At 71.8% G+C, this 23,519-nt stretch carries 21 protein-coding genes and 1 pseudogene; 12 read left to right on the top strand and 10 right to left on the bottom strand.

What is annotated here, in order from left to right:
- Positions 1–21: 21 nt before the first annotated feature.
- A complete protein-coding gene (locus Prum_RS40610) occupies positions 22–891 on the top strand; it encodes an LLM class F420-dependent oxidoreductase (RefSeq protein WP_173082330.1) in 870 nt (289 codons plus the stop codon).
- Here Prum_RS40610 and Prum_RS40605 read toward each other — a convergent pair.
- Together Prum_RS40605 and Prum_RS40600 are read right to left on the bottom strand one after the other, a co-directional pair.
- Positions 875–2,128, bottom strand: coding sequence for an RNA polymerase sigma factor (locus Prum_RS40605; protein WP_173082328.1), 1,254 nt, complete (start codon positions 2,126–2,128; stop codon positions 875–877). The genes Prum_RS40610 and Prum_RS40605 overlap by 17 nt on opposite strands.
- 8 nt (positions 2,129–2,136) lie before the next feature.
- Positions 2,137–2,493, bottom strand: coding sequence for a YciI family protein (locus Prum_RS40600; RefSeq protein WP_173082326.1), 357 nt, complete (start codon positions 2,491–2,493; stop codon positions 2,137–2,139).
- Between the two features lie 792 nt (positions 2,494–3,285).
- On the opposite strand from Prum_RS40600, the gene Prum_RS40595 reads away from it, so the two are divergent.
- On the top strand, positions 3,286–4,620 hold the full coding sequence (locus Prum_RS40595; protein WP_173073357.1) for an IS4 family transposase: 1,335 nt from the start codon (positions 3,286–3,288) through the stop codon (positions 4,618–4,620).
- A 342-nt stretch (positions 4,621–4,962) separates the two neighbouring features.
- On the opposite strand, the gene Prum_RS40590 is transcribed toward Prum_RS40595, so the two are convergent.
- Together Prum_RS40590 and Prum_RS40585 are read right to left on the bottom strand one after the other, a co-directional pair.
- The gene (locus Prum_RS40590) at positions 4,963–5,937 is read right to left on the bottom strand and encodes a serine hydrolase (protein ID WP_246278429.1); all 975 of its coding nucleotides are present in this window, start codon (positions 5,935–5,937) and stop codon (positions 4,963–4,965) included.
- A gap of 97 nt (positions 5,938–6,034) precedes the next feature.
- Positions 6,035–7,018 carry a pectate lyase family protein gene (locus Prum_RS40585; RefSeq protein ID WP_173082322.1) on the bottom strand — a complete coding sequence of 328 codons (984 nt, stop codon included), beginning with the start codon at positions 7,016–7,018 and terminating at the stop codon, positions 6,035–6,037.
- 238 nt (positions 7,019–7,256) lie between these two features.
- Here Prum_RS40585 and Prum_RS40580 point away from each other — a divergent pair, with 238 nt between their 5' ends.
- Positions 7,257–7,925 (top strand): cellulose binding domain-containing protein, encoded by a 669-nt coding sequence (locus tag Prum_RS40580; protein ID WP_173082320.1) that lies wholly within the window; start codon positions 7,257–7,259, stop codon positions 7,923–7,925.
- Here Prum_RS40580 and Prum_RS40575 read toward each other — a convergent pair.
- The 3 genes and pseudogenes from Prum_RS40575 to Prum_RS40565 all read right to left on the bottom strand — a co-directional run bounded on the left by Prum_RS40575 (position 7,922) and on the right by Prum_RS40565 (position 9,812).
- Positions 7,922–8,934, bottom strand: a pseudogene (locus Prum_RS40575) (NADP-dependent oxidoreductase). The gene Prum_RS40580 and the pseudogene Prum_RS40575 sit on opposite strands and share 4 nt — an antisense overlap.
- The gene (locus tag Prum_RS40570) at positions 8,934–9,350 is read right to left on the bottom strand and encodes an organic hydroperoxide resistance protein (RefSeq protein ID WP_173082318.1); all 417 of its coding nucleotides are present in this window, start codon (positions 9,348–9,350) and stop codon (positions 8,934–8,936) included. The pseudogene Prum_RS40575 and the gene Prum_RS40570 overlap by 1 nt, the downstream one beginning before the upstream one ends.
- A gap of 24 nt (positions 9,351–9,374) precedes the next feature.
- Complete coding sequence (locus Prum_RS40565) at positions 9,375–9,812, bottom strand: MarR family winged helix-turn-helix transcriptional regulator (protein WP_246278428.1); 438 nt, start codon at positions 9,810–9,812, stop codon at positions 9,375–9,377.
- 82 nt (positions 9,813–9,894) lie between these two features.
- On the opposite strand from Prum_RS40565, the gene Prum_RS40560 reads away from it, so the two are divergent.
- A complete protein-coding gene (locus Prum_RS40560; RefSeq protein WP_173082314.1) occupies positions 9,895–10,662 on the top strand; it encodes a cyclase family protein in 768 nt (255 codons plus the stop codon).
- A gap of 11 nt (positions 10,663–10,673) precedes the next feature.
- A complete protein-coding gene (locus Prum_RS40555) occupies positions 10,674–12,284 on the top strand; it encodes a thiamine pyrophosphate-binding protein (RefSeq protein ID WP_173082312.1) in 1,611 nt (536 codons plus the stop codon).
- Between the two features lie 62 nt (positions 12,285–12,346).
- On the opposite strand, the gene Prum_RS40550 is transcribed toward Prum_RS40555, so the two are convergent.
- On the bottom strand, positions 12,347–14,818 hold the full coding sequence (locus tag Prum_RS40550; protein WP_173082310.1) for a putative bifunctional diguanylate cyclase/phosphodiesterase: 2,472 nt from the start codon (positions 14,816–14,818) through the stop codon (positions 12,347–12,349).
- A 474-nt stretch (positions 14,819–15,292) separates the two neighbouring features.
- Between Prum_RS40550 and Prum_RS40545 the strand changes: the two genes are divergently transcribed.
- Complete coding sequence (locus tag Prum_RS40545) at positions 15,293–15,928, top strand: TetR/AcrR family transcriptional regulator (protein ID WP_173082308.1); 636 nt, start codon at positions 15,293–15,295, stop codon at positions 15,926–15,928.
- 162 nt (positions 15,929–16,090) lie between these two features.
- On the opposite strand, the gene Prum_RS40540 is transcribed toward Prum_RS40545, so the two are convergent.
- Positions 16,091–17,905, bottom strand: coding sequence for an RNA polymerase sigma factor (locus Prum_RS40540; RefSeq protein WP_173082306.1), 1,815 nt, complete (start codon positions 17,903–17,905; stop codon positions 16,091–16,093).
- A 256-nt stretch (positions 17,906–18,161) separates the two neighbouring features.
- Here Prum_RS40540 and Prum_RS40535 point away from each other — a divergent pair, with 256 nt between their 5' ends.
- Positions 18,162–19,211: a pectinesterase family protein gene (locus tag Prum_RS40535; RefSeq protein ID WP_173082304.1), complete on the top strand. Its 1,050-nt coding sequence runs from the start codon at positions 18,162–18,164 to the stop codon at positions 19,209–19,211.
- Positions 19,212–19,271: 60 nt separating this feature from the next.
- Here the strand turns inward: Prum_RS40535 and Prum_RS40530 are convergent, their stop codons facing one another.
- Complete coding sequence (locus tag Prum_RS40530) at positions 19,272–19,883, bottom strand: DsbA family protein (RefSeq protein WP_218577596.1); 612 nt, start codon at positions 19,881–19,883, stop codon at positions 19,272–19,274.
- A 154-nt stretch (positions 19,884–20,037) separates the two neighbouring features.
- Between Prum_RS40530 and Prum_RS40525 the strand changes: the two genes are divergently transcribed.
- The 5 genes from Prum_RS40525 to Prum_RS40505 all read left to right on the top strand — a co-directional run bounded on the left by Prum_RS40525 (position 20,038) and on the right by Prum_RS40505 (position 23,318).
- The gene (locus tag Prum_RS40525; protein WP_173082300.1) at positions 20,038–20,916 is read left to right on the top strand and encodes a S1C family serine protease; all 879 of its coding nucleotides are present in this window, start codon (positions 20,038–20,040) and stop codon (positions 20,914–20,916) included.
- Between the two features lie 87 nt (positions 20,917–21,003).
- The gene (locus Prum_RS40520; protein ID WP_218577824.1) at positions 21,004–21,594 is read left to right on the top strand and encodes a sulfite oxidase-like oxidoreductase; all 591 of its coding nucleotides are present in this window, start codon (positions 21,004–21,006) and stop codon (positions 21,592–21,594) included.
- Positions 21,564–22,316 carry a ferredoxin reductase gene (locus tag Prum_RS40515; protein ID WP_173082296.1) on the top strand — a complete coding sequence of 251 codons (753 nt, stop codon included), beginning with the start codon at positions 21,564–21,566 and terminating at the stop codon, positions 22,314–22,316. The genes Prum_RS40520 and Prum_RS40515 overlap by 31 nt, the downstream gene beginning before the upstream one ends.
- Position 22,317: 1 nt before the next feature.
- A complete protein-coding gene (locus Prum_RS40510) occupies positions 22,318–22,572 on the top strand; it encodes a DUF6510 family protein (RefSeq protein WP_173082294.1) in 255 nt (84 codons plus the stop codon).
- Positions 22,569–23,318 carry a phosphotransferase gene (locus Prum_RS40505; RefSeq protein ID WP_173082292.1) on the top strand — a complete coding sequence of 250 codons (750 nt, stop codon included), beginning with the start codon at positions 22,569–22,571 and terminating at the stop codon, positions 23,316–23,318. The genes Prum_RS40510 and Prum_RS40505 overlap by 4 nt, the downstream gene beginning before the upstream one ends.
- Positions 23,319–23,519 lie beyond the last annotated feature (201 nt).

Here is a 23,519-nt window from a genome sequence, read left to right as displayed (position 1 = left end):
GCCGACGTAGGCTGGTGGCCCGTGAAGCTTGGCTTGCACTACTGGAACTACACGACCCCCGCCGACCCCGCACGGATCGCGCCGACGCTGGCCCAGACCGCCCGGATCGCCGACGAGGCCGGGATCGCCTCGTTCAGCGTGATGGACCACTACTTCCAGATGCAGACCCGGCTGAGCGCCGCCGACGAGCCCATGCTGGAGGGCTACACCACGCTGGGGTACGTCGCCGCGCTGACCACCCGGATGACCCTCGGCGTGCTGGTCACCGGCGTGACGTACCGGCATCCCGGCCTGCTCGCGAAGATCGTCACCACCCTCGACGTACTGTCCGGCGGGCGGGCCCAGCTCGGCGTCGGCGCCTCCTGGTACGAGCGGGAGCAGCGCGGACTCGGCGTGCCCGTGGTGCCGGTGCGCGAGCGGTTCGAGCGGCTGGAGGAGACGATCCAGATCTGCCGGCAGATGTGGAGCGACGACAACGGCCCGTACGAGGGGCGGTACTACCGGCTGGCCGAGACGCTGTGCGTACCGGCACCGCTGGGTGGGCGGCGGCCGGAGATCCTGATCGGTGGCGGCGGCGAGCGCAAGACGCTGCTGCTGGTCGCCCGGTACGCCGACGCCTGCAACCTCTTCGCCGGCGTGGACCGGGTGGCGCACAAGCTGGACGTCCTGCGGGCGCACTGCGCCAACGAGGGCCGGGACTACGACGCGATCGAGAAGACCGTGATGGTCAGCGCCCCGGTGCTGGCGGACGTGGACGGCCTGCTCACCGAGGCCGAGGCGTACGCGAAGCTGGGCGTCAGCGAGATCCAGGTGCTGCCCGACCGGCACCCGGTCGAGTTCGTCGAGGCGGTCGCCGAGCGGATCGCGCCGCGGCTCAGCTCAATTCGCTGAGGCGGCGCTCCAGAAACCTGCGCTCCGGCTCGTTGCCGACCAGTTCGAGGGCCTGCCGGTACGCCTCCACGGCCTCGTCCCGGCGGCCGAGCCGGCGCAGCAGGTCGGCGCGGGCGGCCGGCAACAGGTGGTAGCCGGCCAGCCGCCGGTCGTCCACCAACTCGTCGAGCAGGGCGAGGCCGGTCGCGGGTCCGTCCACCATGGACAGAGCCACCGCGCGGTTGAGCTCGACCAGCGGCGACGGGGCGATCGAGCGCAGCACCGCGTAGAGCGCGACGATCTGCGGCCAGTCGGTGGTGGCGACGGTGGCGGCCTCGTCGTGCACCGCGGCGATGGCCGCCTGTAGGGCGTACCCGCCGGGGCGCCCGCCGGTCAGGGCGGCGACCACCAGGCGGCGGCCCTCCTCGATCTTGTCGCGGTCCCACCGCCCCCGGTCCTGGTCGTCGAGGAGCACGAGCTGCCCGCGGGCGTCGACCCGCGCCGCGCGCCGGGCGTCGACCAGCAGCATCAGTGCCAGCAGGCCGGCGACCTCGCGCTGCTCGGGCAGCAGCCGGCGCAGGATGCGGCCCAACCGGATCGCCTCGTCCACCAGGTCCGCCCGGGTCAGCGCCGACCCGCTGGTGGCCGCGTACCCCTCGGTGAAGATCAGGTAGACGACCCGCAGGACGGCCGGCAGCCGGTTGGGCAGCTCGGCGGCGTCCGGCACGCGGAACGGGATGCGGGCATCGCGGATCTTGCGCTTGGCCCGGACCAGCCGCTGCGCCATGGTCGCCGTCGGCACCAGGAACGACCGGGCCACCTCCTGGGTGGTGAGGCCGGCCAGGCAGGACAGCGTCAGCGCGGTCTGCGCCTCCAGCCCGAGCGCCGGGTGGCAGCAGGTGAAGAAGAGCCGCAGCCGCTCATCCGGCTCGTCGTCGGCGTCGCCCCAGTCCGGGTCCGGGGGCGGGCGGGGCGGCTCCGGCCGGTCGGCGTCCGCCTGGAGCAGCGCCAGCCGGGTCGCGAGCCTTTTGTCCTTGCGCAGGATGTCCACCGCCCGGTGGCGGGCCACCGTCAGCAGCCACGCCGCCGGGCGCGCGGGAACCCCGTCGCGAGGCCACCGCTGCAGCGCGGTGGCCACCGCGTCGGAGGCGACCTCCTCGGCGAGGTCAAGGTCGCCGAGGGTACGGACCAGCGCCGCCAGCAGGCGGCCCCACTCCTCCCGGAAAACCGCCTCGACCGAGTCGGCCGCCCCGTTCACCCAGGCTCCTAACCCGCCGTGTCGAACTCCATGATCGGCCGGACCTCGACCGAGCCGTACTTCGCGCCCGGGCACCGGGCCGCCCACTCGATCGCCGCGTCCAGATCCGGCACGTCGATCAGGTAGAACCCGCCCAGGACCTCCCGGGTCTCCGCGAACGGACCGTCCGTGACGACCCGCTCGCCGTCCTTGAGCCGCACCGTGGTGGCGGTCGTGCTGGGCTCCAGCGCGTCGCCGGCCCGCTGCACCCCCGCCTCGGCGACGGCCGTCGAGTACGCCCAGTAGTCGTTCATGACCTGCTCGGCCTCGGCCGGGTCAGGCGCGCCGGTCGGCTCCTCGCCGTAGATCAACAACATGTAGCGCATGACGTCTCCTACGCTCTCGGCAGCCGCGTACCGGCCACCTCTCATCCTGACGACGGCGAAGACGCCCGCAATCGACATCCCGGAGCAAAGAATCTCCGACCGGCTGCCCGCAGCCCACCGCCCGGACCCTCCGCAGGGAGCGCGGGCAGCGCTTTCCCGCCCGAGCGGGGGACCCCTGTTGGGCGATCCGTCGCGAGTAGGGCTCCCCTATTCCGCCCGCCCCCGCCCCCTACCCGTCGATCAAGGGCAAACGGTCGTGCTTTGATCTCTTTTCCACGACCATTTGCCCTTGATCGACGCAGAAGTCCTTGATCGACGACAGGCTGCGGTGAGGGCTTGCACCCCTCGGCCTGACCTCGTGCGCCGCCTCGCGGGAGCCGCCCGGCGAGGACGTGGGCAGTGTCGGGTGCGCGCGGGGGTTACCCCTGAGTAGGGCTGCCCTCTTGGGGGCGCGGACCCGAGTTGGGCGACCCTTATACCGCTGAGGTCGCCCATGATGGCGCCCTCAAGGCCAGGCAGTAAGGGACCTCGGTACAGCTCGGCCGGTAGCCCCGACTTCTGCGGTGATCATGAAGTTAGCGTCCGAGTAAGCGCTCTCCCCGACGCTAACCCCATGATCACCGCAGACTGGCGTCGATCTAGGAACAATGCCGCTCAGTTAAGGGTCTGGCCGGGCGTTGTTGATGGGGCCGGGGTAGACGGGCAGCGAGGCTCCGGTAGACATGGCTGTCCTCACAAGACGGTCATGATCTGTAGGGAGCCTCGCTGTCCACGTATTTTGTCACCCGCCGGATGATCAAGGTCGCTGCGGGTGTGTTCGCCCCAGGGCACGTTGGGGAGTTGACGCAGCATGTGCCGTTCGAGATGGTCGATGCCGCGTTGGCGGAGGCCGGTCTGGGTAAGTCCCGTGTGCGTGAGGTACCAGCCCGGGTTGTGGTCTACCTGCTGTTAGCCGGCGCGTTGTTCGCCGAGGTGGGCTACCGGCAGGTCTGGGACAAGCTGGTAGCGGCCCTGGACGGTGTGCCGGTGGCGAACCCGACCTCGGGTGTGCTGGCCCAGGCCCGCCAACGCATGGGACCGGCTCCTTTGCGGGCCTTGTTCGACCTGGTGCGGGGACCGGGTCCGGCGCCGCGTACCCGTGGGCGGTGGTGGCGAGGGCTGCTGGTCTGCGCTATAGACGGGACCAGCGCGGCTGTCCCGGCCAGCGCGGCGAATCTGGCCGAGTACACCCCGCATCGCTGCAACCATGGCGGGTCGGGCTATCCGAAGCTGCGGCTGCTGGTGTTGGTGTGCTGCGGAACCCGGACCGTCATCGACGCGATCTTCGGGCCCACCGGGGTGGGGGAGATGCCCTACGCCAAACGGTTGGTGGCCAGCCTGCGTCCGTCGATGGTCGTGCTGTTGGACCGGGCCTTTGGGGCGGCGGACCTGATCGAGGCGATCGCGCAGGCCAGGGCATACCTGGTGGTGCGGGTCAAGGACAACCGGAAACTGCCGGTGATACAGCGGCTGCCGGACGGCTCATACCTATCGGTGATCGGCCAACTGCGGGTCCGCGTGGTGGAGTGTCAAATCCACGTGCAGACCACGGCCGGGCGTGCCACGACCATGTACCGCCTCGTCACCACGCTGATTGAGCACCACCACTATCCGGCGTTCGACCTGGTCCGGCTCTACCACGAACGGTGGGAGGTCGAAACAGCGTTCCTGGAACTGAAATCGACGATCCTGGGCGGGCGGGTACTACGAGCCAGGACCCCGGCCGGGGTCCGCCAGGAGGTCTACGCCCTGCTGGTGACCTACCAGGCCATCCGCCTGGCCATGGCCGACGCCACCGACACCCAGCCCGACCTTGACCCCGACCGGGCCTGCTTCACTACCGCCTTGAGCGCGGCGCGTGACCTGGTCGTGCAGGCGGCGAACGCCATCACCGGCGCGGTGATCGACCTGGTCGGCGCGATCGGCCGGCGAGTCCTAGCCAACCTCATGCCCGAGCGTCGGACCAGGCGCGCCCCGCGGATCGTCAAACGAGCGATCTCCAAGTACAACGCCAAAGGCCCCAACATCGACCGGAAGACCTACCAGGCCACGATCAGCATCGACATCCTCGTGCCCCAGAGCCCTTGACGACGCCACACCACGCCTTAACTGAGCGGCATTGGATCTAGGAAGAATCGTGGGTATAAACCGGACTCGATACCCACGATTCTTCCTAGATCGATTCGGCCGCTCGACTTGGTGGGGCACACCGGGATCTTGGGCCCGGTTATGTCGGACACGTCCGGACGCAAGATCCCGCCCTGCCCCACCAAGTCCGCTGCCAGCAAGCGGACCTCGCCGCCGATCAAGGACTTCCACGCGGATCAAGGGCAAACGGTCGTGGAAAAGAGATCAAACCACGACCATATGCCCTTGATCGACGCGCAGAGGCGCGCAGAGGCGGCGAGGCGCGGAGGAGGAGCGTGGGGGTCAGCCGCCGTCTACGGCGTGGAAGGGGGTTACGGTCTGGCGGGCGGTCGCTGCCGGGACTGTCGCCGTGGCAATGGAGTCGAACAGCATCCGGCCCAGTACGGAATGCGCCTGCACCGCCGGCTGGGTGGCGCCGTAGTTGTTCACATCGGACAGACCCCCGGCGAAGAACGCAAACGTCAGCGCGGGCGCCCCATCCGCGCCGAACATGATGCCGACCTCGTGCCGCCGATCGCCGTCGGCGCCGTACTTGATGGCGATCCGGCTGCGCTCGGCGGACGACATGTTGCGCCGGATCCCGTCGTGGTAGCCGTTGATCCAGCGGGTGATCCGCAGCAGGAAGTCACACGACGCCGGCGACAGCAGCGTCTTGTTGGCCAGCCGCCACAGCAGGTCGTGCGTCTCGCGCGGGGTGGTCACGCCGAGGAAGAAGCGGTTCGGGTTGGCCACCGGCTCCACCCGCGTGTACGTGAACCCCTTGGCGGCCAGGATTTGGTTAATCTCCAGCGCCGGCACGACGCGCCCGCACATGCGTACCGCGGTGTTGTCGGAGACCAGCAGCATCGCGGTGAGGAAGTTGGCGATGGTGATGTCGTCACCCCACACGCCATGCAGGTGGTAGATGCCGCTGCCGCCGAGGATGATGCTGCCCGGCAGGTCCAGCTTCTGCCCGAGGCTCAGCTCGCCACGGTCCACCTTGTCCAGGACCGTCATCGCGACGAAGAGCTTCTGCACGCTGGCGCCGCTGATGACGAAGTCGATGTCGTCCTCGATCACCGTCTGCAACGCGCCGGTCGCGTCGACGGCGGCGACGTGCGAGTGCCAGTGCCCGCCGGCCTTGGTCTTCTGCCGCTCGTAGCAGTGCCGGATCGCGTCCGGTCCGGTAGCCGGTGCGGCCGCCGACGCCGGCCGGGCCACCGCCAGGGACGCCACTGCGGCGCCCGCTCCGATGGCTACGCGCCTGCTGATGCCCATGGACATTCATCCTCCCCGTGAGTCTGACGACCCCGCGGAGGCTACCCGCAAAGGGCGGCGGGCCAACGCCCGCCGCCCTTTCTTCATCGGAAACGCATCAGATCTTGCCGGTGCCGGCTCCGTTGATGACCGTGTTCTTCACGGTGCTCGCGGCATCCATCGAGTACGAGTACGGGATGCCGGCGACGCTGCCACCCGTCTGCCCGCTGCCGGAGTTGACGAAGTGGTTGTTGCGGGCCACCAGCGACCCGGCCGGCGAGCTGCCCTCTCCACGGTGGAACGGGTCCGAGACGTTCTCGAAGTAGTTGCCCTCGACGAGGACGCCGGCCTCGCAGGTGGACGCGACGCCGTAGCTGCCGATGCTGCGGTAGTAGTTGTTGAACACGTGCACGGGGTTGCCGAAGCGCACCCGCGGGTGTCGCTGGTTGCTGCCGTCGAAGTAGTTGTTGTTGTACGTCACCCGCAGGTGACCCCGGTCCTCGCCGCCGTTGCTGTCGGAGTGACCGAGCAGCGCGGTCTTGTCGTGGTTGAAGAACCGGTTCCACGACACCGTGACGAAGTCGGACGCGCGCTTGACGTCGACCGCCCCGTCGTACCCGCTGCTGAAGTTGTTGTGGTCGATCCAGACGCGGGTCGAGTACTGCACGTTGATGGCGTCGTCGCCCCAGCTCCGGAAGTTGATGTTCCGGATGATGACGTTGCTGACGCTGGCCACGTTGAGACCGCCGCCGGTGATGGCGGCACCGCTGCCCACCCCGATGATGGTCTTGTTGGCGGCCACCTTCTGCATGCCGCTGATCGCGATCGTGCCGGACACGCGGATAACCCGCGAGCCGCTGGCCTGCATGTTGCTGATCAGCGCGGAGGCGGTGGTGACGGTGACCGGCGAGGCGCTGCCGCCGCCGCTGGTGCCGCCGCCCTGCGTGGCCCAGCCTTGCAGGTTGAACGTGGCGGCGGACGCGTTGGGCATCGCGACGAGTACGCCGGCGCCGGCGAGCGCGAGGGCCGCTACGCCGATGAGCGGTCCGCGCCAGCGGCGTGACCGGTGCCGGTCGGACGGGTCGGCTTGGTGTTGCGTCATGGGGAAACCTCCCATAGGACGGTGAGTCGCATCCGGTCGGCGCCGTGGCAGAACGGCACCCGGTGAGTGCGGCCCGGTGGGAGCCCGGTGGTCGGGGAAGCGGCGGAAAGCGCTTTCCCGTCGATAGAGTATCGACTCACATAAATCATGTCAACGAGGGGATTCCCTGCCCGTTGTAGATCGCGTTACGCTGTCCCGCGCAGTGCAGATACCTGAAAAAGGTTCATGGGGAGAGTGAGTGCGCACCCGGCCCGACTTCCGGCCCTTCGGGAAGCCCAGCAACTCCGAGGTCCTCGTCCTGTGGGCACCGGCCGCGCTGGGCGTCGCCGTGGCGTTGACGCTTTTCGCGGCGGTCACTTTGACCCCGGGCGAGGCGCGGGAAGACGACGAGGTCCGGCCGCGCGCATCCATCAACTACGCGTGGACACCGCCCGCGTACGAACCGCCACCGGTGCCCGCCGACATCCCGGGGACCACGACGCCCAGCCCGTCGCCGAGCGCGTCCCCCAAGCCGTCCCCGTCGCGCTCGCCGGTCGCCCGGCGTACCACGGCGAAGCCGCCGACCACGCAGGCGCCGCCCGCGCCGCCCGCCGTGACCGGCGACTACCGGGTCCTCAACTCGTACGGCGACTCGTTCATCGCCGAGGTGTTGGTCACCAACTCCTCGGGCAGCGGCCGGGATTGGACGGTCCGGCTGCAGTTCCCCACGAACGTGGGGCGGCTGCACACGTTCTGGGTCGAAGGGGCGCCCCAGGCGACGCTTCAGCGCCTGGGGCCCGCGTACGTCTTCACCAGTGGGGTCGAGGTGCCGGCCCGCTCGTCGGTGCCGTTGCGGTTCCAGTTCGAGCGGTGGGGGCAGGACAACGACCCGAGCGCGTGCGCCGTCAACGGCACGCCCTGCGACTAACTCTCTATCCGTACCAGCATCTTGCCGACGTTCTCCCGCGCAGCATGCCGAGGAACGCGGCCGGCGCGTTCTCCAGACCGTCCACAATGGTCTCGTCGAAGCGGACCGTGCCGTCGCGCAGCCAGCCGGCCAGCTCGGCGGTGAACTCCGCCGCCAGATGCCTGTACGACGTGACGATGAACCCGCGCAGCGTCAGCTGCTTGGTGATGGCCAGCGCAAGGTTGCGCGGCGCCGGGGTCGGCTCGGTCGCGTTGTACTGCGCGACCGCGCCGCACAGCGCCACCCGGCCGTGCACGTGCAGCGCCCCGAGGGCCGCCTCCAGTTGCTCGCCGCCGACGTTGTCGAAGTAGACGTCGATGCCGTCCGGCGCCGCCTCGCGCAGCCGGTCCCGGATCGGCCCGTCGTGGTAGTCGAACGCCGCGTCGAAGCCCAACTCCCGCAGATACGCCACCTTGGCCGGGGAGCCGGCGCTGCCGATGACCCGGCCCGCGCCGCGCAGCTTGGCGATCTGCCCGGCGAGGCTGCCGACCGCGCCCGCCGCCCCGGACACGAAGACCGTCTCGCCCGGCTTCAGCTGGGCGATCTCCACGAGCCCGACCTGCGCGGTGAGCCCGATCCCGCCGAGCGCGCCGAGGTACGCGGTCGCCGGCGCGATCGCGGTGTCCAACACCTTGGTCTGCGCGGCGTCCAGCACCGCGTAGTCGCGCCAGCCCAGGCCGTGCGCCACGATGTCGCCCACCTTGCGGTCGGGCGACTGCGACGCGACGACCTCGCCGACCGCGGCGCCGTCGAGCGGGGCGTCGATCTGGAACGGCGGCACGTACGACTTCACGTCGTTCATGCGGTTGCGCATGTACGGGTCGACCGACATCGCCGTGTTGCGCACCAGCACCTGCCCGGCGCCCAGGTCGGGCACCGGCACCTCGACGAGCCGGAAGTGCTCCGGCGTCGGCCAGCCGGCACCCGGGCGCGACGCCAGCTGAATCTGCCTACCGATCAGGCCGGCCATCAGGCGACCGCCAGCGTCACGTCGATGTTGCCGCGGGTGGCGTTGGAGTACGGGCAGACCTGGTGCGCCTTTTCCACGACGTCCAGGGCGATCGCCCGCTCGACCGCCGGCATCGCCACGGTCAGCGCGGCCGTGAGACCGAACCCGCCGCCGTCGGTCGGGCCGATGCCGACCCGGGCGGTCACCGTCGAGCCGGTGGCGTCCACTTTGGCCTGCCGGGCGACCAGCTTCAGCGCGGAGTGGAAGCAGGCCGCGTAGCCGGCGGCGAAGAGCTGCTCGGGGTTGGTGGCGCCACCCGGGCCGCCCATCGACTTCGGCACGGCCAGGTCGGCCTCCAGCAGCCCGTCCGTGGTGCGGGTGTGGCCGTTGCGGCCATCGCCGGTCGCGACGGCCTCGGCGGTGTAGAGCACCTGCATGGGGGGATCGTCCCTTCTAGGGGGTCAGTGGGCGGCCGTGCGCAGCACGCCGGCCAGCTCGGTCAACGTCCGGTGCAATGTGGACAGCTCCGCTGTGGACAGTCCGGTGGCGGTCCCCAGTGCGGCGGGCACCTTCCGCGCGCGGCGGCGCAACGCCGTACCCGCGGCGGTGAGAGCGATCTCGACGACGCGCTCGTCGCCGGCGAACCGCCGGCGTGTCACGAGCCCCGCGGCTTCCAGGCGCTTGAGCAGCGGCGACAGCGTCCCGGAATCCAGGTCCAGCTCGTCGCCCAGCTCCTTCACCGTCCGCCCGTCGCGCTCCCAGAGCAGCAGGAGCACCAGATATTGCGGGTACGTCAGGCCGAGCTCGTCCAGCAGCGGACGGTAGAGCGCGGTCGCCGCCCGGGAGGCGGAGTACAGCGCGAAACACACCTGCCGGCGCAGGAGCAGCTCTTCGTCCACACCCAGAACGGTAGTGCACAACTCGATTGCACACAATCGAAGTGGGTGTGACGGGCCCGACAGGAGGCGGTAGCGTCGCCGCATGACGCTCCTGACGGACCTCGCCGCCGCGATCGCCTCGGGCGGTGTCGAGGTCGTTGACCTGACCGCTCCCCTGTCCTCGCGGACGCCGATCCTGACCCTGCCCGAGCCCTTCGGGCAGACGAACCGCTTCGCGCTGAGCCAGATCAGCCGCTACGACGCCGCCGGCCCGGCCTGGTACTGGAACAACATCTCCACCGGCGAGCACACCGGCACCCACTTCGACGCCCCGATCCACTGGGTCACCGGTCAGGACAAGGCCGACGTGTCCCAGGTGCCGCCGCGCCAGCTGGTCGCGCCCGCCGTGGTGCTGGACTTCAGCGCGCAGGCCAAGTCCGACCCGGACTTCCTGCTGGAGATCGAGCACGTCCTGGCCTGGCAGGAGGACTACCCCAGCGGGCTGCCGAAGGGCGGCTGGCTGCTGCTGCGCACCGGCTGGGACGCGCGCGGCGACGACGACGCGGCGTACCTCAACGGCGGCCACACGCCGGGCATCTCGGTGGCCTGCGCCAAGTGGCTCGCCGAGGAGACCTCGCTGCTCGGCGTCGGCGTGGAGACGGTGGGCACCGACGCGGGCACGGCACACTCGTTCGACCCGCCGTTCCCGTGCCACTCGTACCTGCTCGGCGCCGGCAAGTACGGCCTGACCCAGCTGCAGAACCTGGCCGCCCTGCCACCGACCGGCGCGGTCCTCATCGCCTCGCCACTGCCCATCGTGGGCGGCTCGGGCAGCCCGGCGCGAGTCCTGGCCCTCGTCGAGAGAGCATGAATCGAGAGAGCATGAAAGTCGCCGAGGTCGTCGGCAGGTCGCTGGCCGCGCACGGCGTCAAGCACGTGTTCGGCGTCGTGGGCAGCGGCAACTTCCACGTCACGAACGCGCTCGTGGCGGCCGGCGCCCGGTACGTGCCGGCCGCGCACGAGGGCGGGGCGGCCAGCATGGCGGACGGGTACGCCCGCGTCTCCGGCCGGCTCGCCGCGCTCTCCGTGCACCAGGGACCCGGCGTGACGAACGCGCTCACCGGCGTCGCCGAGGCGGCCAAGAGCCGTACCCCGCTGGTGGTGCTGGCCCCGGAGGCGACCAGCCCGCGCTCGAACTTCTTCATCGACCTGCCCGGGCTCGCCGCGTCGGTGGGCGCGGAGTTCCGCCGGGTGGGCGCCGCGACCGCGGCGGACGACGCGGCGTGGGCCTGCCGGGCCGGCCGCACCGTCGTTCTCGGTCTGCCGCTGGACGTGCAGGGTGAGCCGGCGGCACTCACGGCGGTGGCAGTGGCGGCGCCCGCTGAGGAGCCCGCGCCTCCCGTGGCATCCCTTGTGGACGCGCTCGCGGCGGCGCGGCGGCCGGTCTTCATCGCCGGCCGGGGCGCGAGCCGCCGGGGTGAGCCGGCGCGGGCCGCCCTCACCGCGCTGGCCGACCGGTGCGGCGCCCTGCTGGCCGTGTCGGCCGCCGCCAAGGGCCTGTTCGCCGGCGACCCCTGGTACGTCGACGTGTCCGGCGGGTTCGCCACGCCCCTGGCCGCCGAGCTGATCTCCGGCGCGGACCTGGTGGTGGCCTGGGGCAGCACGCTGAACATGTGGACCACCCGGCACGGCCAGCTGATCCCGCCGGACGCGGTCGTGGCCCAGGTCGACCGGGATCCGGCGGCGCTGGGCGTCAACCGGCCGGTGGACGTGGCGGTACGCGGCGACGTGGTCGCGGTGGCCCAGGCGTGCGCCGCGGCCCTGGCACCGGCGCCCGGCTGGCGCACCCCCGAGCTACGCGCCCGCATCGCCGCCGAGGGGCGCTGGCGCGACGTGTCCTACGTGGACGAGAGCGGGGCCGGCCGGATCGACCCGCGCACGCTCAGCGTCGCGCTGGACGACCTGCTGCCCGCCGAGCGCACGGTGGTCGTCGACTCGGGCAACTTCATGGGGTACCCGTCGATGTTCCTGTCCGTGCCGGACGCCGCCGGGTTCTGCTTCACGCAGGCGTTCCAGTCGATCGGGCTGGGGCTGGCCTCCGCGCTCGGCGCGGCGGTCGCCCGGCCGGACCGGCTCACCGTCGCGGCGCTGGGCGACGGCGGCTTCCTCATGTCCGCCGCGGAGCTGACCACCGCGGTACGCCTCGGCGCGCCGCTGCTCGTGGTGGTGTACGACGACGCGGCGTACGGCGCCGAGGTGCACCACTTCGGCCCGGACGGGCACCCGCTGGACACCGTCACGTTTCCGGACGCCGACCTCGCGGCGATCGCCCGCGGGTACGGCTGCGCCGGCCTGACCGTACGCGGGCGCGGCGACCTGGACGGCGTGCGGGCCTGGCTGGACGGGCCGCGGGAGCGCCCGCTCGTGGTCGACGCGAAGGTGGTCTCCGCCCGCGGCTCATGGTGGCTGGAGGAGGCGTTCCGCGGCCACTGAGCGAGTGCAAGGAAGGGCCCCTTGCTATCGCTTTTTGCATAGCAAGGGGCCCTTCCTTGCACTCACGCGGTCGGGCGGTGGCGCATCGCGATCACCCGCGCGCCAAGGTGCAGCGGCGGCGCGAGCGCGCCGGCTCGCAGCGCGGCGAGCAGCTCGTCGGCGCCGGACGGCGGGCCGAACAGCTGGCCCTGCCCCGCCGTGCACCCGAGCTCCCACAGCGCCCGCCGCTGCTCGGCGGTCTCCACGCCCTCGGCGACCACGTCCAGCCCGAGCGAGCGGCCAAGCTCCACTGTGGACCGCACCGCGGCCGCCGCCTGCGCGGAGGCGCGCATCGCGGCCACGAACGTCTGGTCGATCTTCAGCTCGTGGACGGGCACCTCGGACACCACCGCCAGCGAGGAGTGGCCGGTGCCGAAGTCGGCCAGGGCGAACCGTACGCCGGCGGCACGCAGCCCGGCGAGCACCTCGCCGACCGTCTGGAGCTGCCCGACCGAGGTGGTCTCGGCGAGCTCCAGCACCAGGGCCGCCGGCTCGATCCGGTGCGCGCGCAGCTCGGTCAGGACCAGCCCGGAGAACGTCGGGTCGAGGAGGCTGTGCGGGGACACGTTCAGCGCGAGGGCCAGCTCGAACCCGGCCGCCCGCCACTGGCGCAGCCCGGCGAGGGCCTGCCGCAGCACCCCGGCGGTGAACGCGCCGAACAGGTCGGACCGCTCGACCAGCGGCCGCCACAGCTCCGGCGGCAGGTCGCCGTGCCGGGGATGCCGCCACCGGGGCAGCGCCTGCGCACCGACCGCCTCGCCGCTGCCGAGGTCGACGATCGGCTGGAAGTCGACGGTGAACTCGCCACCGGCCACGGCCCGGGCCAGCTCGCCACCGAGCGAGAGCCGGCGGTGGTCGGCGGTGTCCCGGCCCTGCTGGTAGTCCACGATGGCCATCCCGGCGCGCTTGGCCTGGTACATCGCGACGTCGGCCCGGCGCAGCAGCTCGCCCGCGCTCATGCCGGGGCTGGCCAGCGCGATGCCGGCGCTCGCCTGCACGGTGACCTGCATGCCGGCGAGACCGACCGGCTCGCGCAGGCAGTCGAGGATCCGCCGGGCCCGGTGCAGCGCGGTCGCCGGGGCGGGCAGGTTGCTGAGCAGGATCGCGAACTCGTCGCCGCCGAGCCGGGCCACGGCGGCCTTCGCCGCGGTGGCGGCCGCCCGCAGCCGGCCGCCGACCTCGACCAGGAGCTGGTCGCCGAGGGCGTGGCCGAGCGTGTCGTTGACCTCCTTGAAGCGGTTGAGGTCGACCAGCGCCAGCGCCGTGGTGCCACTGGTGGGCGGCTGCTGCCCGGCCGCGATGAGGTCGAGCAGCTGGCGGCGGTTGGCCAGCCCGGTGAGCGGGTCGATCCGGGCGTCGCGGGCGTGCCGGTCGGCCTGGTCGGCGAGGCACTCGTACGCCCGCGCGTTGTGCACCGCCGTGGTGAGCGACGCGGCGTACGCGCGCAGCGTGCTCTCCTCCCGGCCGCTCAGGCCGGCGGCGGGCGGCAGGGCCAGCCGCAGGACGCCGATCGCGGCGCCGTCCCGGCCGCCGAGCACCCGGCTCGCGGTGAGGGCGGCCGGCGGCGGGGCGTCGGCCGCGGGGCCGTCGTAGACGATCTTGCCGGCGCCGGCCCGGACCACCCGCGGCGGCTCCGCGTCCCACAGCTCGACCTGCGCCTGGCGGGCGTTGAAGAGCGCGACCGCGCCCTGGGCGGCGGTGTGCAGCACGCCCTTGAGGTCGACGTCGTTGAGCGCGTCGGTGGCGGCGGCGAGCTGCTCCCAGGTGTGCCGCTCGGCGCGCAGGTGCAGCCGGTGCATGTAGACGAGGTACAGCACGAGCAGCGCCGGCGGGATCACGATCATCAGCCACGGGTCGATGACGGCCAGCGGGATGGCCCCGGCCGCGAGCAGAAAGCTGGCCGCGTTGATGCCGGCCCGGACGTCCCAGTCGGTGCGCGTCACCTGGCCCCACGTGCGGCCGGTGGCAAGGGACAGGGTCGTGCCGGTCAGCACCTCCTCGACGACGGTGTACGCCACCGCCGCCAGCAGCAGGGCCAACGCGTACGCGGTCCACTCGCGAAGGAGGTCGGTGCCGGTGGGGGCCGGGTGGACGCCGGCGATGGCGACCGCGCCGGTCGCGGCGGCCGCGGCGAGGACGTCCTTGCCGGTGTTGTGCAGGGCCTTGTGTACCCAGGTGGCGCTGCGCCGGCGGAACGCGGCGCGGGTGACGGCCGCGGCGGACGCGGTGCAGACGATCACCCAGGCGGGCGGCAGGATCAGGGCCGCGATGAGCACCGCGGCGGTGATGGAGGTCAGGCGCGTCTCGGTGCGGATGCGCACCGGCGCGGAGCAGCCGACGCCGACGGCGATCAGGCCGAGGGCCACCACCAGGTACGGGATCTCGGTCCGGGACGGCGGGGAGAGGTGGGCGAGGGCCCACGCGAGGCAACCGATGGCCAGAAGCAGGACGAGACCGGTCAACAGCCGTAGCTGCCCGGTCTCACCCTTGCGCACGCCAACCTGCTCTCTCCACTGTGGAGCGTTTCCATCGACCGGTCGACATCCGGTCAGGCTACCGCAGCGCAGAGTGAGATCGACACCCTCTCACCGCACTTAGTCCCAGTCCCATCCGCGCGTCATGACCGCCCCTCCTTCCCGTACAACCCCGGGACACGGTAAGGAGCAGTCATGCCGGATTGGAAGCTGAAAACGTCTTTTAGAGCAGACTAAGCCTATTCCGGCGGTGTTGTTACGTTGCGTCCCTTTCTCGGAACGCTCCGCAACCGTCGGATCGGCACTTTACCCAGCTCACGCACCACCGGCATCAGTGGTTCAACGCTGATGCGCACGTCTCACCGGCGGAATCATGGCGGACATCACCGCATCGACGCGGTTCGACCCCATGTGGACGCCTACCTGCGCGGGCCGGGGCACATCGGACCCATAGCCGGTGCGACCTGCGCTTCGGGCGCCGGATAAGCTCGCGCGGTGGACGATTCGGGGGCCCTACGGCGGCAGCGCGGCCGCCCCCGCGACCCCGAGATGGAGGCGCGGGTCTACAGCGTCGTCGTCCTGGTCTTCGCCGAGAAGGGCTGGGCCGGCTTCACCCTCGACGAGGTGGCCCGCCGTTCCGGTGTCGGAAAGGCGTCGGTCTACTTGCGCTGGCGCGACAAGCGCGAGCTGCTGCTGGCCGCGATGCGCGACCGGCTCGAGCCGTTCCGCGGCTGGACCCACACCGGCGACCTGCGCGAAGACCTCAAGGCGATGGCCCGGTACGTCTTCCGCATGTACTGGGGCTGGGCGGGCCTGGCGATCATGCGGCTGTGGCTGGACGCCCGCACCTACCCCGACCTGTTCGCCGAGCTGCAAAACTTCTACCTGTTCGGCAGCGTGAAGATGGTCGAGGACATGGTCCGGTCGGCGGCGGCCCGCGGCGAGCTGCCCGCGTCGACCTCCCCCGCGCTGGTGCTCGGCACGCTCTTCGGGGTCGCGACCGTCCAGGTGTCGATGGCCCCGCCCGCGCCGGACGAAGACGTCGCCTACCGCACCGAGGTGTACGTCAACCAGATCGTCGACATGGTCCTGCACGGCCTGCGCACCGCCGACGCCGGCACCGCGAGCTAGGGCCCGTTTTATAAGGGTCGGTCGAGCCGAGGCGAGGCCCAGGCGGCGATCCGGCAAGCCGGGCGGAAGGTCGCATACCGGTGTTGTATGCGGCCTTTCGACCGGTGCCGCCGGTCGTCGTCTGGGTCCGCCGCAGGCCGGCCAGCCCTTATAAAACGGGCCCTAGGTCACCATCGACCGCTGCGGCACCCGGCTCGGGTCGGCCGGCGTCGACCTGGTCAGGTACTGGGGCACCGGCGCGCCGTCGGAACCGGTGTCCCGCACGTGCCCGTACCGGATGGCGCCGCGCTGGTAGTCGGGCCCCTGGCGCAGGTCCTGGGTCACCCCGCTCCACGTCGTCGGCGTGACGGTCAGGTCGTAGTCGGCGGAGGTGCCGCTGCGCTCGTTGTGGTGCAGGGTCACCTCGCCGTCCAGGTAGTAGAACTCCGCCTGCCACATCTGCTGGGCGCCGGATGGCAGCCGGGCCGGGTCGCTGCCCGGCCGGCCCATCCAGGTGTACCCCGGCGTGGTGGTGCCGGGCATGCCGTCGTCCATGCGGCGACCGCCGCCGGACCCGGCGTGGAAGAGCTTGCCCTTCAGCCCGGTCCACGTCGGCATCGCGATCTCGCCGCCGCAGTTGTAGTACGCGACCGCCCAGCCGACGTGGAAGTAGCCCTGGCCCCGCAGGGTCACCTTCTGCCCGCGCTGTTGCAGCATCATCGGCTGCCCCGGGTACGGCTGCCAGTACGAGCCGCCCACCGGCTGGACGCGTGCGCCCTCGGGCCGCCGCGGCAGTGCCCCGGGCTTCCTGTCCGCGGGTGGCGCGGGGTCCGGACCGTCCACATTGCTGCCGTACCCGGGCTTCGGCGCCACGTCGACCGGCACCGGTGCGCGTTCCTCGGGAAGCTGGGCGCGCGCGCCGCGCCCGCTGTCCGCGGCGCTCGGCGACGGCTCCGCGGCGGCACTGGTGGCCACCGGCGGCGCGGCGGCGCCCGGCGGGTCGGCCGGACCATCGGGTACGAGCAGGTAGACGCCGCCGATCGCGAGGACCACGGCGCCGGCGTACAGGGCGGCGCGGGCCCCGGGCCGCTGGGCGAGCTGGTCGCGGGCCTGACCGAGCCAGCCCTCCCCGTCCGGCGCGTCGGCACCGCCGCTCAGCCCGTCCGCGGTGGCGTCCGCGACGACGAGGCCCTGCGCGGTGTCGCCGAGGCGGGCGGCCAGCTCGATCGGGATCGGCAGGAGCGAGATGCCGGCTAACAGGCGCTCGGCGGGGACCAGGTCGGCCCAGTGCCGGCCGCACTCGCGGCAGGCTTTCGTGTGCCGGACCAGGCGCTTGCGCCACAGCGTGCTGGGCTTGGCGTCCCAGCCCTCCAGCATGTCGATCAGGTCGGTGCAGTGCCGGTCCGACCACAGCGCCCGCACCACGACCCGGGCGGACTGCAACTGGGTCTTCATCCGCTGGACGCGGACGGCGGCGTGCGGCGTGCTGATCTTCAGCGCGGCGGCGAGCTCGTCGCGGGTCAGCTCGCCCGCGGCCTCCTGCCACCACAGCGTCAACAGCCGCCGGTCGTCCGGGTCGAGCCACCGGGTGGCCTCGGCGACCTCCTTGCGCTGCCCGGTCAGGCCGAGCTCGGTGATCGTGAGGTCGACGAAGTCGGCGGACGGGTCGGCGAGGTCGCCGGCCTCCTCCAGCCCGCTGCGGGCGAACATCTCCTGCCGCGCCCTCGCCCGGGCCCGGATCTGCTGCATCGCGATCGCCACCAGCCAGGACCGGAACCGGCTGGAGTCGCGCAGGCTGTCCAGCTTGCGGACGACCCGCAGCATCGTCTCCTGCACCACGTCGTCCACGTCGGGGTGGCCGTCCAGGGCCCGGCCGACGATGTTGTAGACCAGCGGCAGGTGCTCGGCGACCAGGTCGTCCAGCGACCGCTTGTCCCCGCCGCGCGCGGCGGCGACCGTGCCGACGTCAACCACGTCGAGCCGTGCGTGCCTCCCCATCGCGCACCACCTCGCCCGCATGCCCAGTGAATCGTTCCGGCAGGCCGCGCAGTACGTGTCGCTTCCGCTGCCCCCTGGGCAAAGTAGTTTATTGGACGCCGCGTGTCCATAATTCTGTCGGAACTTCTGTCCCACAGATCACATGGGCCCCTTCTGTTCACATCCCAGCCAATTTTCCGCCTAGTTGACGGGCCACCTATAGACATCTATGGTTTTCCCACTGGAAAGCCCTTTCCTCAGCAGCGGGAGGCCATTTATGCGGGCGATGACGGCGGTGTTCGCGGGCGTGTTCGCCGTGGTCGCGGCGGGCGCGGGCGGCGGTGCGGCAGTGGCCTGGCCGGGCCCGCATGTGACGGTCGCCGCAGACGGCAGCGGGGACTTCACGACCGTCCAGGCGGCCGTCGACGCCGTACCGGCGGGCAACGCCAGCACGTTCACCATCAAGATCAAGCCGGGTGTCTACCACGGCCAGGTGATCGTCCCCGCCACCAAGCCGTACGTCTTCTTCCGCGGCCAGGGCGCCGACCCGACCCAGGTGGTCATCGTCGACGACCGCGCCAACGGCACCCCCAAGCCGGACGGCGGCACCTGGGGCACCTCCGGCAGCGCCTCGGTCACCATCGACGGCCACGACTTCCAGGCGCGCAACCTCACGTTCGCGAACAGCTTCGACGAGGCCGCCCACCCCGAGATCAGCGGCAAGCAGGCGGTCGCGGTGCTCACCCGCGCGGACCGGCTGGTCTTCGACAACGTGCGCTTCCTCGGCAACCAGGACACGCTCTACGTCAACAGCCCGGACGCCGCCACACCGGCGCGGGTCTACCTGCGCAAGTGCTACGTCGAGGGCGACGTCGACTTCATCTTCGGCCGGGCGACCGCGGTCTTCGACCGCTGCCGCATCCACTCGCTCGACCGCGGATCGACCACCAACAACGGGTACGTCACGGCGGCCAGCACCAGCATCGCCAACCCGTACGGGCTGCTGTTCACCCACTGCACCTTCACCGGTGACGCCCCGGCCGGCACCGTCTACCTCGGCCGGCCATGGCACCCCAGCCAGGACCCGAACGCCATCGCGCAGACCCTCATCCGGGAGTCCACACTGGGCGCACACGTCATCGCCGCCGCACCGTGGACCGACTTCGGCACCTGGTCCTGGCGCGACGCCCGGTACGCCGAGTACCGCAACCGCGGGGCCGGCGCCGTGCCCAGCGCCGACCGTCCACAGTTGACCGCCGCCGAAGCCGCCACGCTGACCCCGCGCACCTATCTGTCCGGCGTGGACGGTTGGCACCCCGAGCGCTAGTCCCCGTGATCAGGGCGTCCTTCAAGTCGTCCGGACGACTTGAAGGACGCCCTGATCACGTCAGCCGCGCAGGAAGACGCCGAGCCGCTCCTCGACCTGCTGGGCCGTTGCCGCGCCGACCATCACCGGCACCATCCGGTCGCCCACCTGCACCAGCAGCGTCGGGAACGCCCGCACGCCCATCTCGCGTACCTTCGCGAAGTCGTCCTGCGCCACGCCGAGCGACCACGGGTGGTCGAACCCGGCCACCACGGCGTCCGCGTCCAGGCCGTACGACACCGCGATCCGCTTGTGCGTGGACGGCTCGGCCAGGCTCATACCGTCCACAAAGAACGCCTCGTGCAGGGCGGCCGACAGCTCGACCGCCCGCTCCGGCGCGGCCCGGCGCAAAGCGGCGAACCCGCGGGCGGCGGCGACGGAGTTCATCACGAACGAACCATCGGCGGTCAACCGCTCGTACCCGTCGCCGAACCAGACACCGGTGAGGTCGCTGATCCGCCGGTTCGTGGCCCGTACGTCGCGGAGCTGGCGGATCGGCACCCGCCCCTGGCCGACGTACAGTCCGCCGGACACCACCTCGACCTCGATGCCTGGATGCAGGGTGGCAATGTCCACCATGGTCTGTGCGAAGCCGTACGACCACGCACAGTAGGCATCGAACACGTAAATCATGCGTGCCACGTCCATCGGTCCCCAACGACCTGAAACGGTGTGCGGACCTACCGTAGTTGATCTGCGTTGAAAATCTCTTTTGCGTTTCACTCAGCCAAACGGGCCCAACATCCGTACCAACGGTTACGCGACGGACCGGGACGCTGGAGGGGCCATGACATCACCGCTGGGACTGCGGGATCTGGAGGGCCCACAGTTCGCGCCGCCGCGGTCGTACCCGAGACACCGGGCCGACCTGCCCCCGGGGACGGTGTGGGACTCGCCGCCGCCGCAACGGCCGCGCGGGCGCGGCCCGCGCCTTCTGGTGGCCGGCCTGGTCGTGGCCGTGGTGTCCGCCGGCACCGGCGGCGCCGCCGGCTGGTACGCGTCGCTGTGGGCCAACGCGCCCGGCCTGCAGACCCGCAACGTCGCCGCCAACACCGCGGTGCCGGACGCCCTGGTCAACGCCGCCGAACAGGCCCTCGCCGGCGTGGTGTCCATCGAGGTGGTCAGCGACGACGAGGCCGCCACCGGCTCCGGCTTCGTCATGGACGACCAGGGCCACATCATGACCAACAGCCACGTCGTGCTGGCCGGCGGCGACATCACCGTCGTGGGACAGGACGGCCGGGAACGCACCGCCCGCCTGGTCGGCCGCGTGTCGCGTACGGACATCGCGGTGATCAAGGTGAGCGGTGACCTGACCACGCTGCGCCCGCTCACGCTGGGCCGCAGCGCCGACCTGAAGGTGGGCGAGCCGGTGCTGGCGGTCGGCTCGCCGCTCGGCCTGTCCGGCAGCGTCACGGCCGGCATCGTCAGCGCCGTGGATCGGCAGGTACGGCTGGGCAACTCGGCACGGCAGAGCGCCGTGCAGACCGACGCGTCCATCAACCCCGGCAACTCCGGCGGCCCGCTGGTGAACGCCCGCGGCCAGGTCGTCGGCGTGAACACGGCGATCGCCACGCTGGAGGGCAACGGCTCGATCGGCATCGGGTTCGCGATCCCGATCGAGCGCGCCTCGCAGACCGCGCAGGAGATCATCGCGACGGCGTGATCAGGGCGTCCCTCAAGTCATGAGAGCAACTTGAGGGACGCCCTGATCACGCCGCGCGGACGTGGAAGACTGGGCCGGGTGGGAATCGTGACCCCCGGCTTCCGTGGCCGGCCGCGCTCGTCCGGGCCCAAACTGCCGCCCGGGCAGTACCTGACCGAAGACTTTCCGGTGCTCACCGCCGGACCGACGCCGCGCGTCCCGGTGGACCGATGGGAGTTCGTCGTCACCACCGAGACCGGCCAGCAGCACCGGTGGTCGTGGGCCGACCTGATGGCCCTGCCCGCCGAGACGCCGACCGTCGACATCCACTGCGTCACCAAGTGGTCCAAGCTCGGCACCGACTGGGTCGGCGTCTCCCTCGACACCCTGCTGTCCGATGTGGAGACCGCCGCCGACTTCGCGTTCGTCCACTCGTACGGCGGATACACCACCAACCTGCCGCTGGAAGACCTCCTCGACGGGCAGTCCTGGATCGCCTACCGGTACGACGGCGCCGACCTCGCCCCCGAGCACGGCGGGCCGGCCCGGCTGCTCGTGCCGCACCTGTACTTCTGGAAGTCGGCCAAGTGGGTGCGCGGCATCCAGCTCCGGCTGGACGACGAGCCCGGCTTCTGGGAGAGCGCCGGCTACCACGACTACGGTGACCCGTGGCGCGAGCAGCGGTATCAAGGCGACTGACGTGGCAGGTCGGCCAGCTCGTCGAAGCCCGCGCCGAAACCCCCACCGCCCGCACCCTCGTCCTTGACGTGCCCGACTGGCCGGGACACCTGCCCGGCCAGCACGTCGACGTACGGCTCACCGCCGACGACGGCTACAGCACCCAGCGCAGCTACTCGATCGCCGCACCCGCCGACGGCGACCGCGTCGAGCTGACCGTCCAAAGTGTCCCGGACGGCGAGGTCTCCCCGTACCTCACCGAGGTCTTCGCCGTCGGCGACCAGGTGGAGATCCGCGGCCCGGTGGGCGGCTGGTTCGTGTGGCGGCCGGCCGACACCGCCCCGGTCCTGCTGGTGGCCGGCGGCTCCGGGATCGTGCCGCTGATGGCGATGGTCCGGGCCCGGCGCGCGGCCGGCAGCCGTACCCTGTTCCGCCTCATCTACTCGGTGCGCACGCCGGCCGACGCCTACTACGCCGACGAACTGCGCCGCCGGGTCCGCGACGACGCCGGCCTGGACGTAACGTACGCGTACACCCGGACCGTCCCCGACGGCTGGCCCGGCCAGCCGCGGCGGCTGGGCGTCGCGGACATCAACACCGCCGGCTGGCCGCCCGACCTCGCGCCGGCCTGCTACGTCTGCGGGCCGACCGGCTTCGTCGAGACGGTCGCCGACATCCTCGTCGCGCTCGGCCACGACCCGCGACGGGTCCGCACCGAACGCTTCGGCCCCACTGGAGGTTGACATGGACTTCACCGACGGGAACGCGCTCGCCGGCCCGCTGCGGGAGATCTTCGCGGTCGACATGACCGCGGCCACCAGCCGATGCGCGGCCTGCGGCCACGCCGGACCTGTCGCGACCCTCCGGGTGTACGCCCACGCGCCCGGCCTCGTCGCCCGCTGCCCCGGCTGCGAGGAGGTCGTCCTGCGGCTGGTCCGCGCCCCGGACAGCGCCTGGCTCGACCTGCGCGGCGCCGCGTCCCTCCGCATCCCGCTATGAGGTTGGTGGGCTCCGGGCGGAACGCCGACGTGTTCGCGCTCGACGAGCAGCGCGTGCTGCGCCGGTACCGCGAGGGAGGGGACGTGGCCCACGAGGCGGAGGTGATGGCGTACGTCGCCGGGCGCGGCTACCCCGTGCCCGCCGTACACCGCGCCGAAGGCCCCGACCTGGTCCTGGAACGGCTGGACGGCCCGACCATGCTCGCCGCGTTCGACGCCGGGACGCTCGACCTGGACGCCGGCGCCCGACTGCTCGCCGACCTGCACACCCGCCTGCACGCGGTGCCACCCCGGGGCGCGGACTGCGTCCTGCACCTCGACCTGCACCCGGACAACGTGATCCTCAGCGCGCGCGGCCCGGTCGTCATCGACTGGCGCAACGCGACAGACGGCCCCGCCGACCTGGACGTCGCCCTGTCCGCACTGATCCTGGCCCAGGTCGCGACCACCCCCGGACAATGGTCCGAGCCGGCGCGCGCCCTGTTGCCGCCCTTCCTCCGCTACGCCGGCGGCCAACCGACCCGCATGCTCGACCGCGCGGTGGCGATGCGCGCCGCCGACCCAAACCAAACCGCCCCCGAAGCAGCCGCCCTCACGACCGCCGCCACCCTGATCCGCACCCACACCCCTAACAGCCCCTCGTCGCCCCGCCGCCCCGCCCACTCTTCTCGCCGATCAAGGGCATACGGCCGTGCTTTGATCTCCGATCCACGACCATTTGCCCTTGATCGGCGCGGAATTCCTTGATCGACGCGGTGAGGCGGGCGTGCTGAAGGTCGCCGGCTGCCGGGGCGCCCGCCCACCGCCGCACGCCCACCGCCGCACGCCCTGCCGCAGTCCACCGACGAACGGCCGCTGGCGAACGCCCGGCTGCCGGCCACGGGCGGTCTGCCCTGGCGACGACGGCGGCCCGACCTGGTGCACAGCGGGCCGGCCGCCCGAGCGCCG

The sequence above is a fragment of the Phytohabitans rumicis genome (genome assembly GCF_011764445.1).
GTDB lineage: Bacteria > Actinomycetota > Actinomycetes > Mycobacteriales > Micromonosporaceae > Phytohabitans > Phytohabitans rumicis.
This window is presented reverse-complemented; position numbering and strand designations above follow the sequence as displayed.

Excerpts from the sequence above, each read along its gene's own strand:
- Prum_RS40535 (WP_173082304.1), top strand. The coding sequence starts at position 18,162 with ATGCGGGCGATGACGGCGGTGTTCGCGGGCGTGTTCGCCGTGGTCGCG.
- Prum_RS40560 (WP_173082314.1), top strand. The coding sequence starts at position 9,895 with ATGACGCTCCTGACGGACCTCGCCGCCGCGATCGCCTCGGGCGGTGTC.
- Prum_RS40570 (WP_173082318.1), bottom strand. The coding sequence starts at position 9,350 with ATGCAGGTGCTCTACACCGCCGAGGCCGTCGCGACCGGCGATGGCCGC.
- Prum_RS40505 (WP_173082292.1), top strand. The coding sequence starts at position 22,569 with ATGAGGTTGGTGGGCTCCGGGCGGAACGCCGACGTGTTCGCGCTCGAC.
- Prum_RS40585 (WP_173082322.1), bottom strand. The coding sequence starts at position 7,018 with ATGACGCAACACCAAGCCGACCCGTCCGACCGGCACCGGTCACGCCGC.
- Prum_RS40595 (WP_173073357.1), top strand. The coding sequence starts at position 3,286 with ATGATCAAGGTCGCTGCGGGTGTGTTCGCCCCAGGGCACGTTGGGGAG.
- Prum_RS40600 (WP_173082326.1), bottom strand. The coding sequence starts at position 2,493 with ATGCGCTACATGTTGTTGATCTACGGCGAGGAGCCGACCGGCGCGCCT.
- Prum_RS40530 (WP_218577596.1), bottom strand. The coding sequence starts at position 19,883 with ATGATTTACGTGTTCGATGCCTACTGTGCGTGGTCGTACGGCTTCGCA.
- Prum_RS40590 (WP_246278429.1), bottom strand. The coding sequence starts at position 5,937 with ATGGGCATCAGCAGGCGCGTAGCCATCGGAGCGGGCGCCGCAGTGGCG.
- Prum_RS40525 (WP_173082300.1), top strand. The coding sequence starts at position 20,038 with ATGACATCACCGCTGGGACTGCGGGATCTGGAGGGCCCACAGTTCGCG.
- Prum_RS40540 (WP_173082306.1), bottom strand. The coding sequence starts at position 17,905 with ATGGGGAGGCACGCACGGCTCGACGTGGTTGACGTCGGCACGGTCGCC.
- Prum_RS40510 (WP_173082294.1), top strand. The coding sequence starts at position 22,318 with ATGGACTTCACCGACGGGAACGCGCTCGCCGGCCCGCTGCGGGAGATC.
- Prum_RS40555 (WP_173082312.1), top strand. The coding sequence starts at position 10,674 with ATGAAAGTCGCCGAGGTCGTCGGCAGGTCGCTGGCCGCGCACGGCGTC.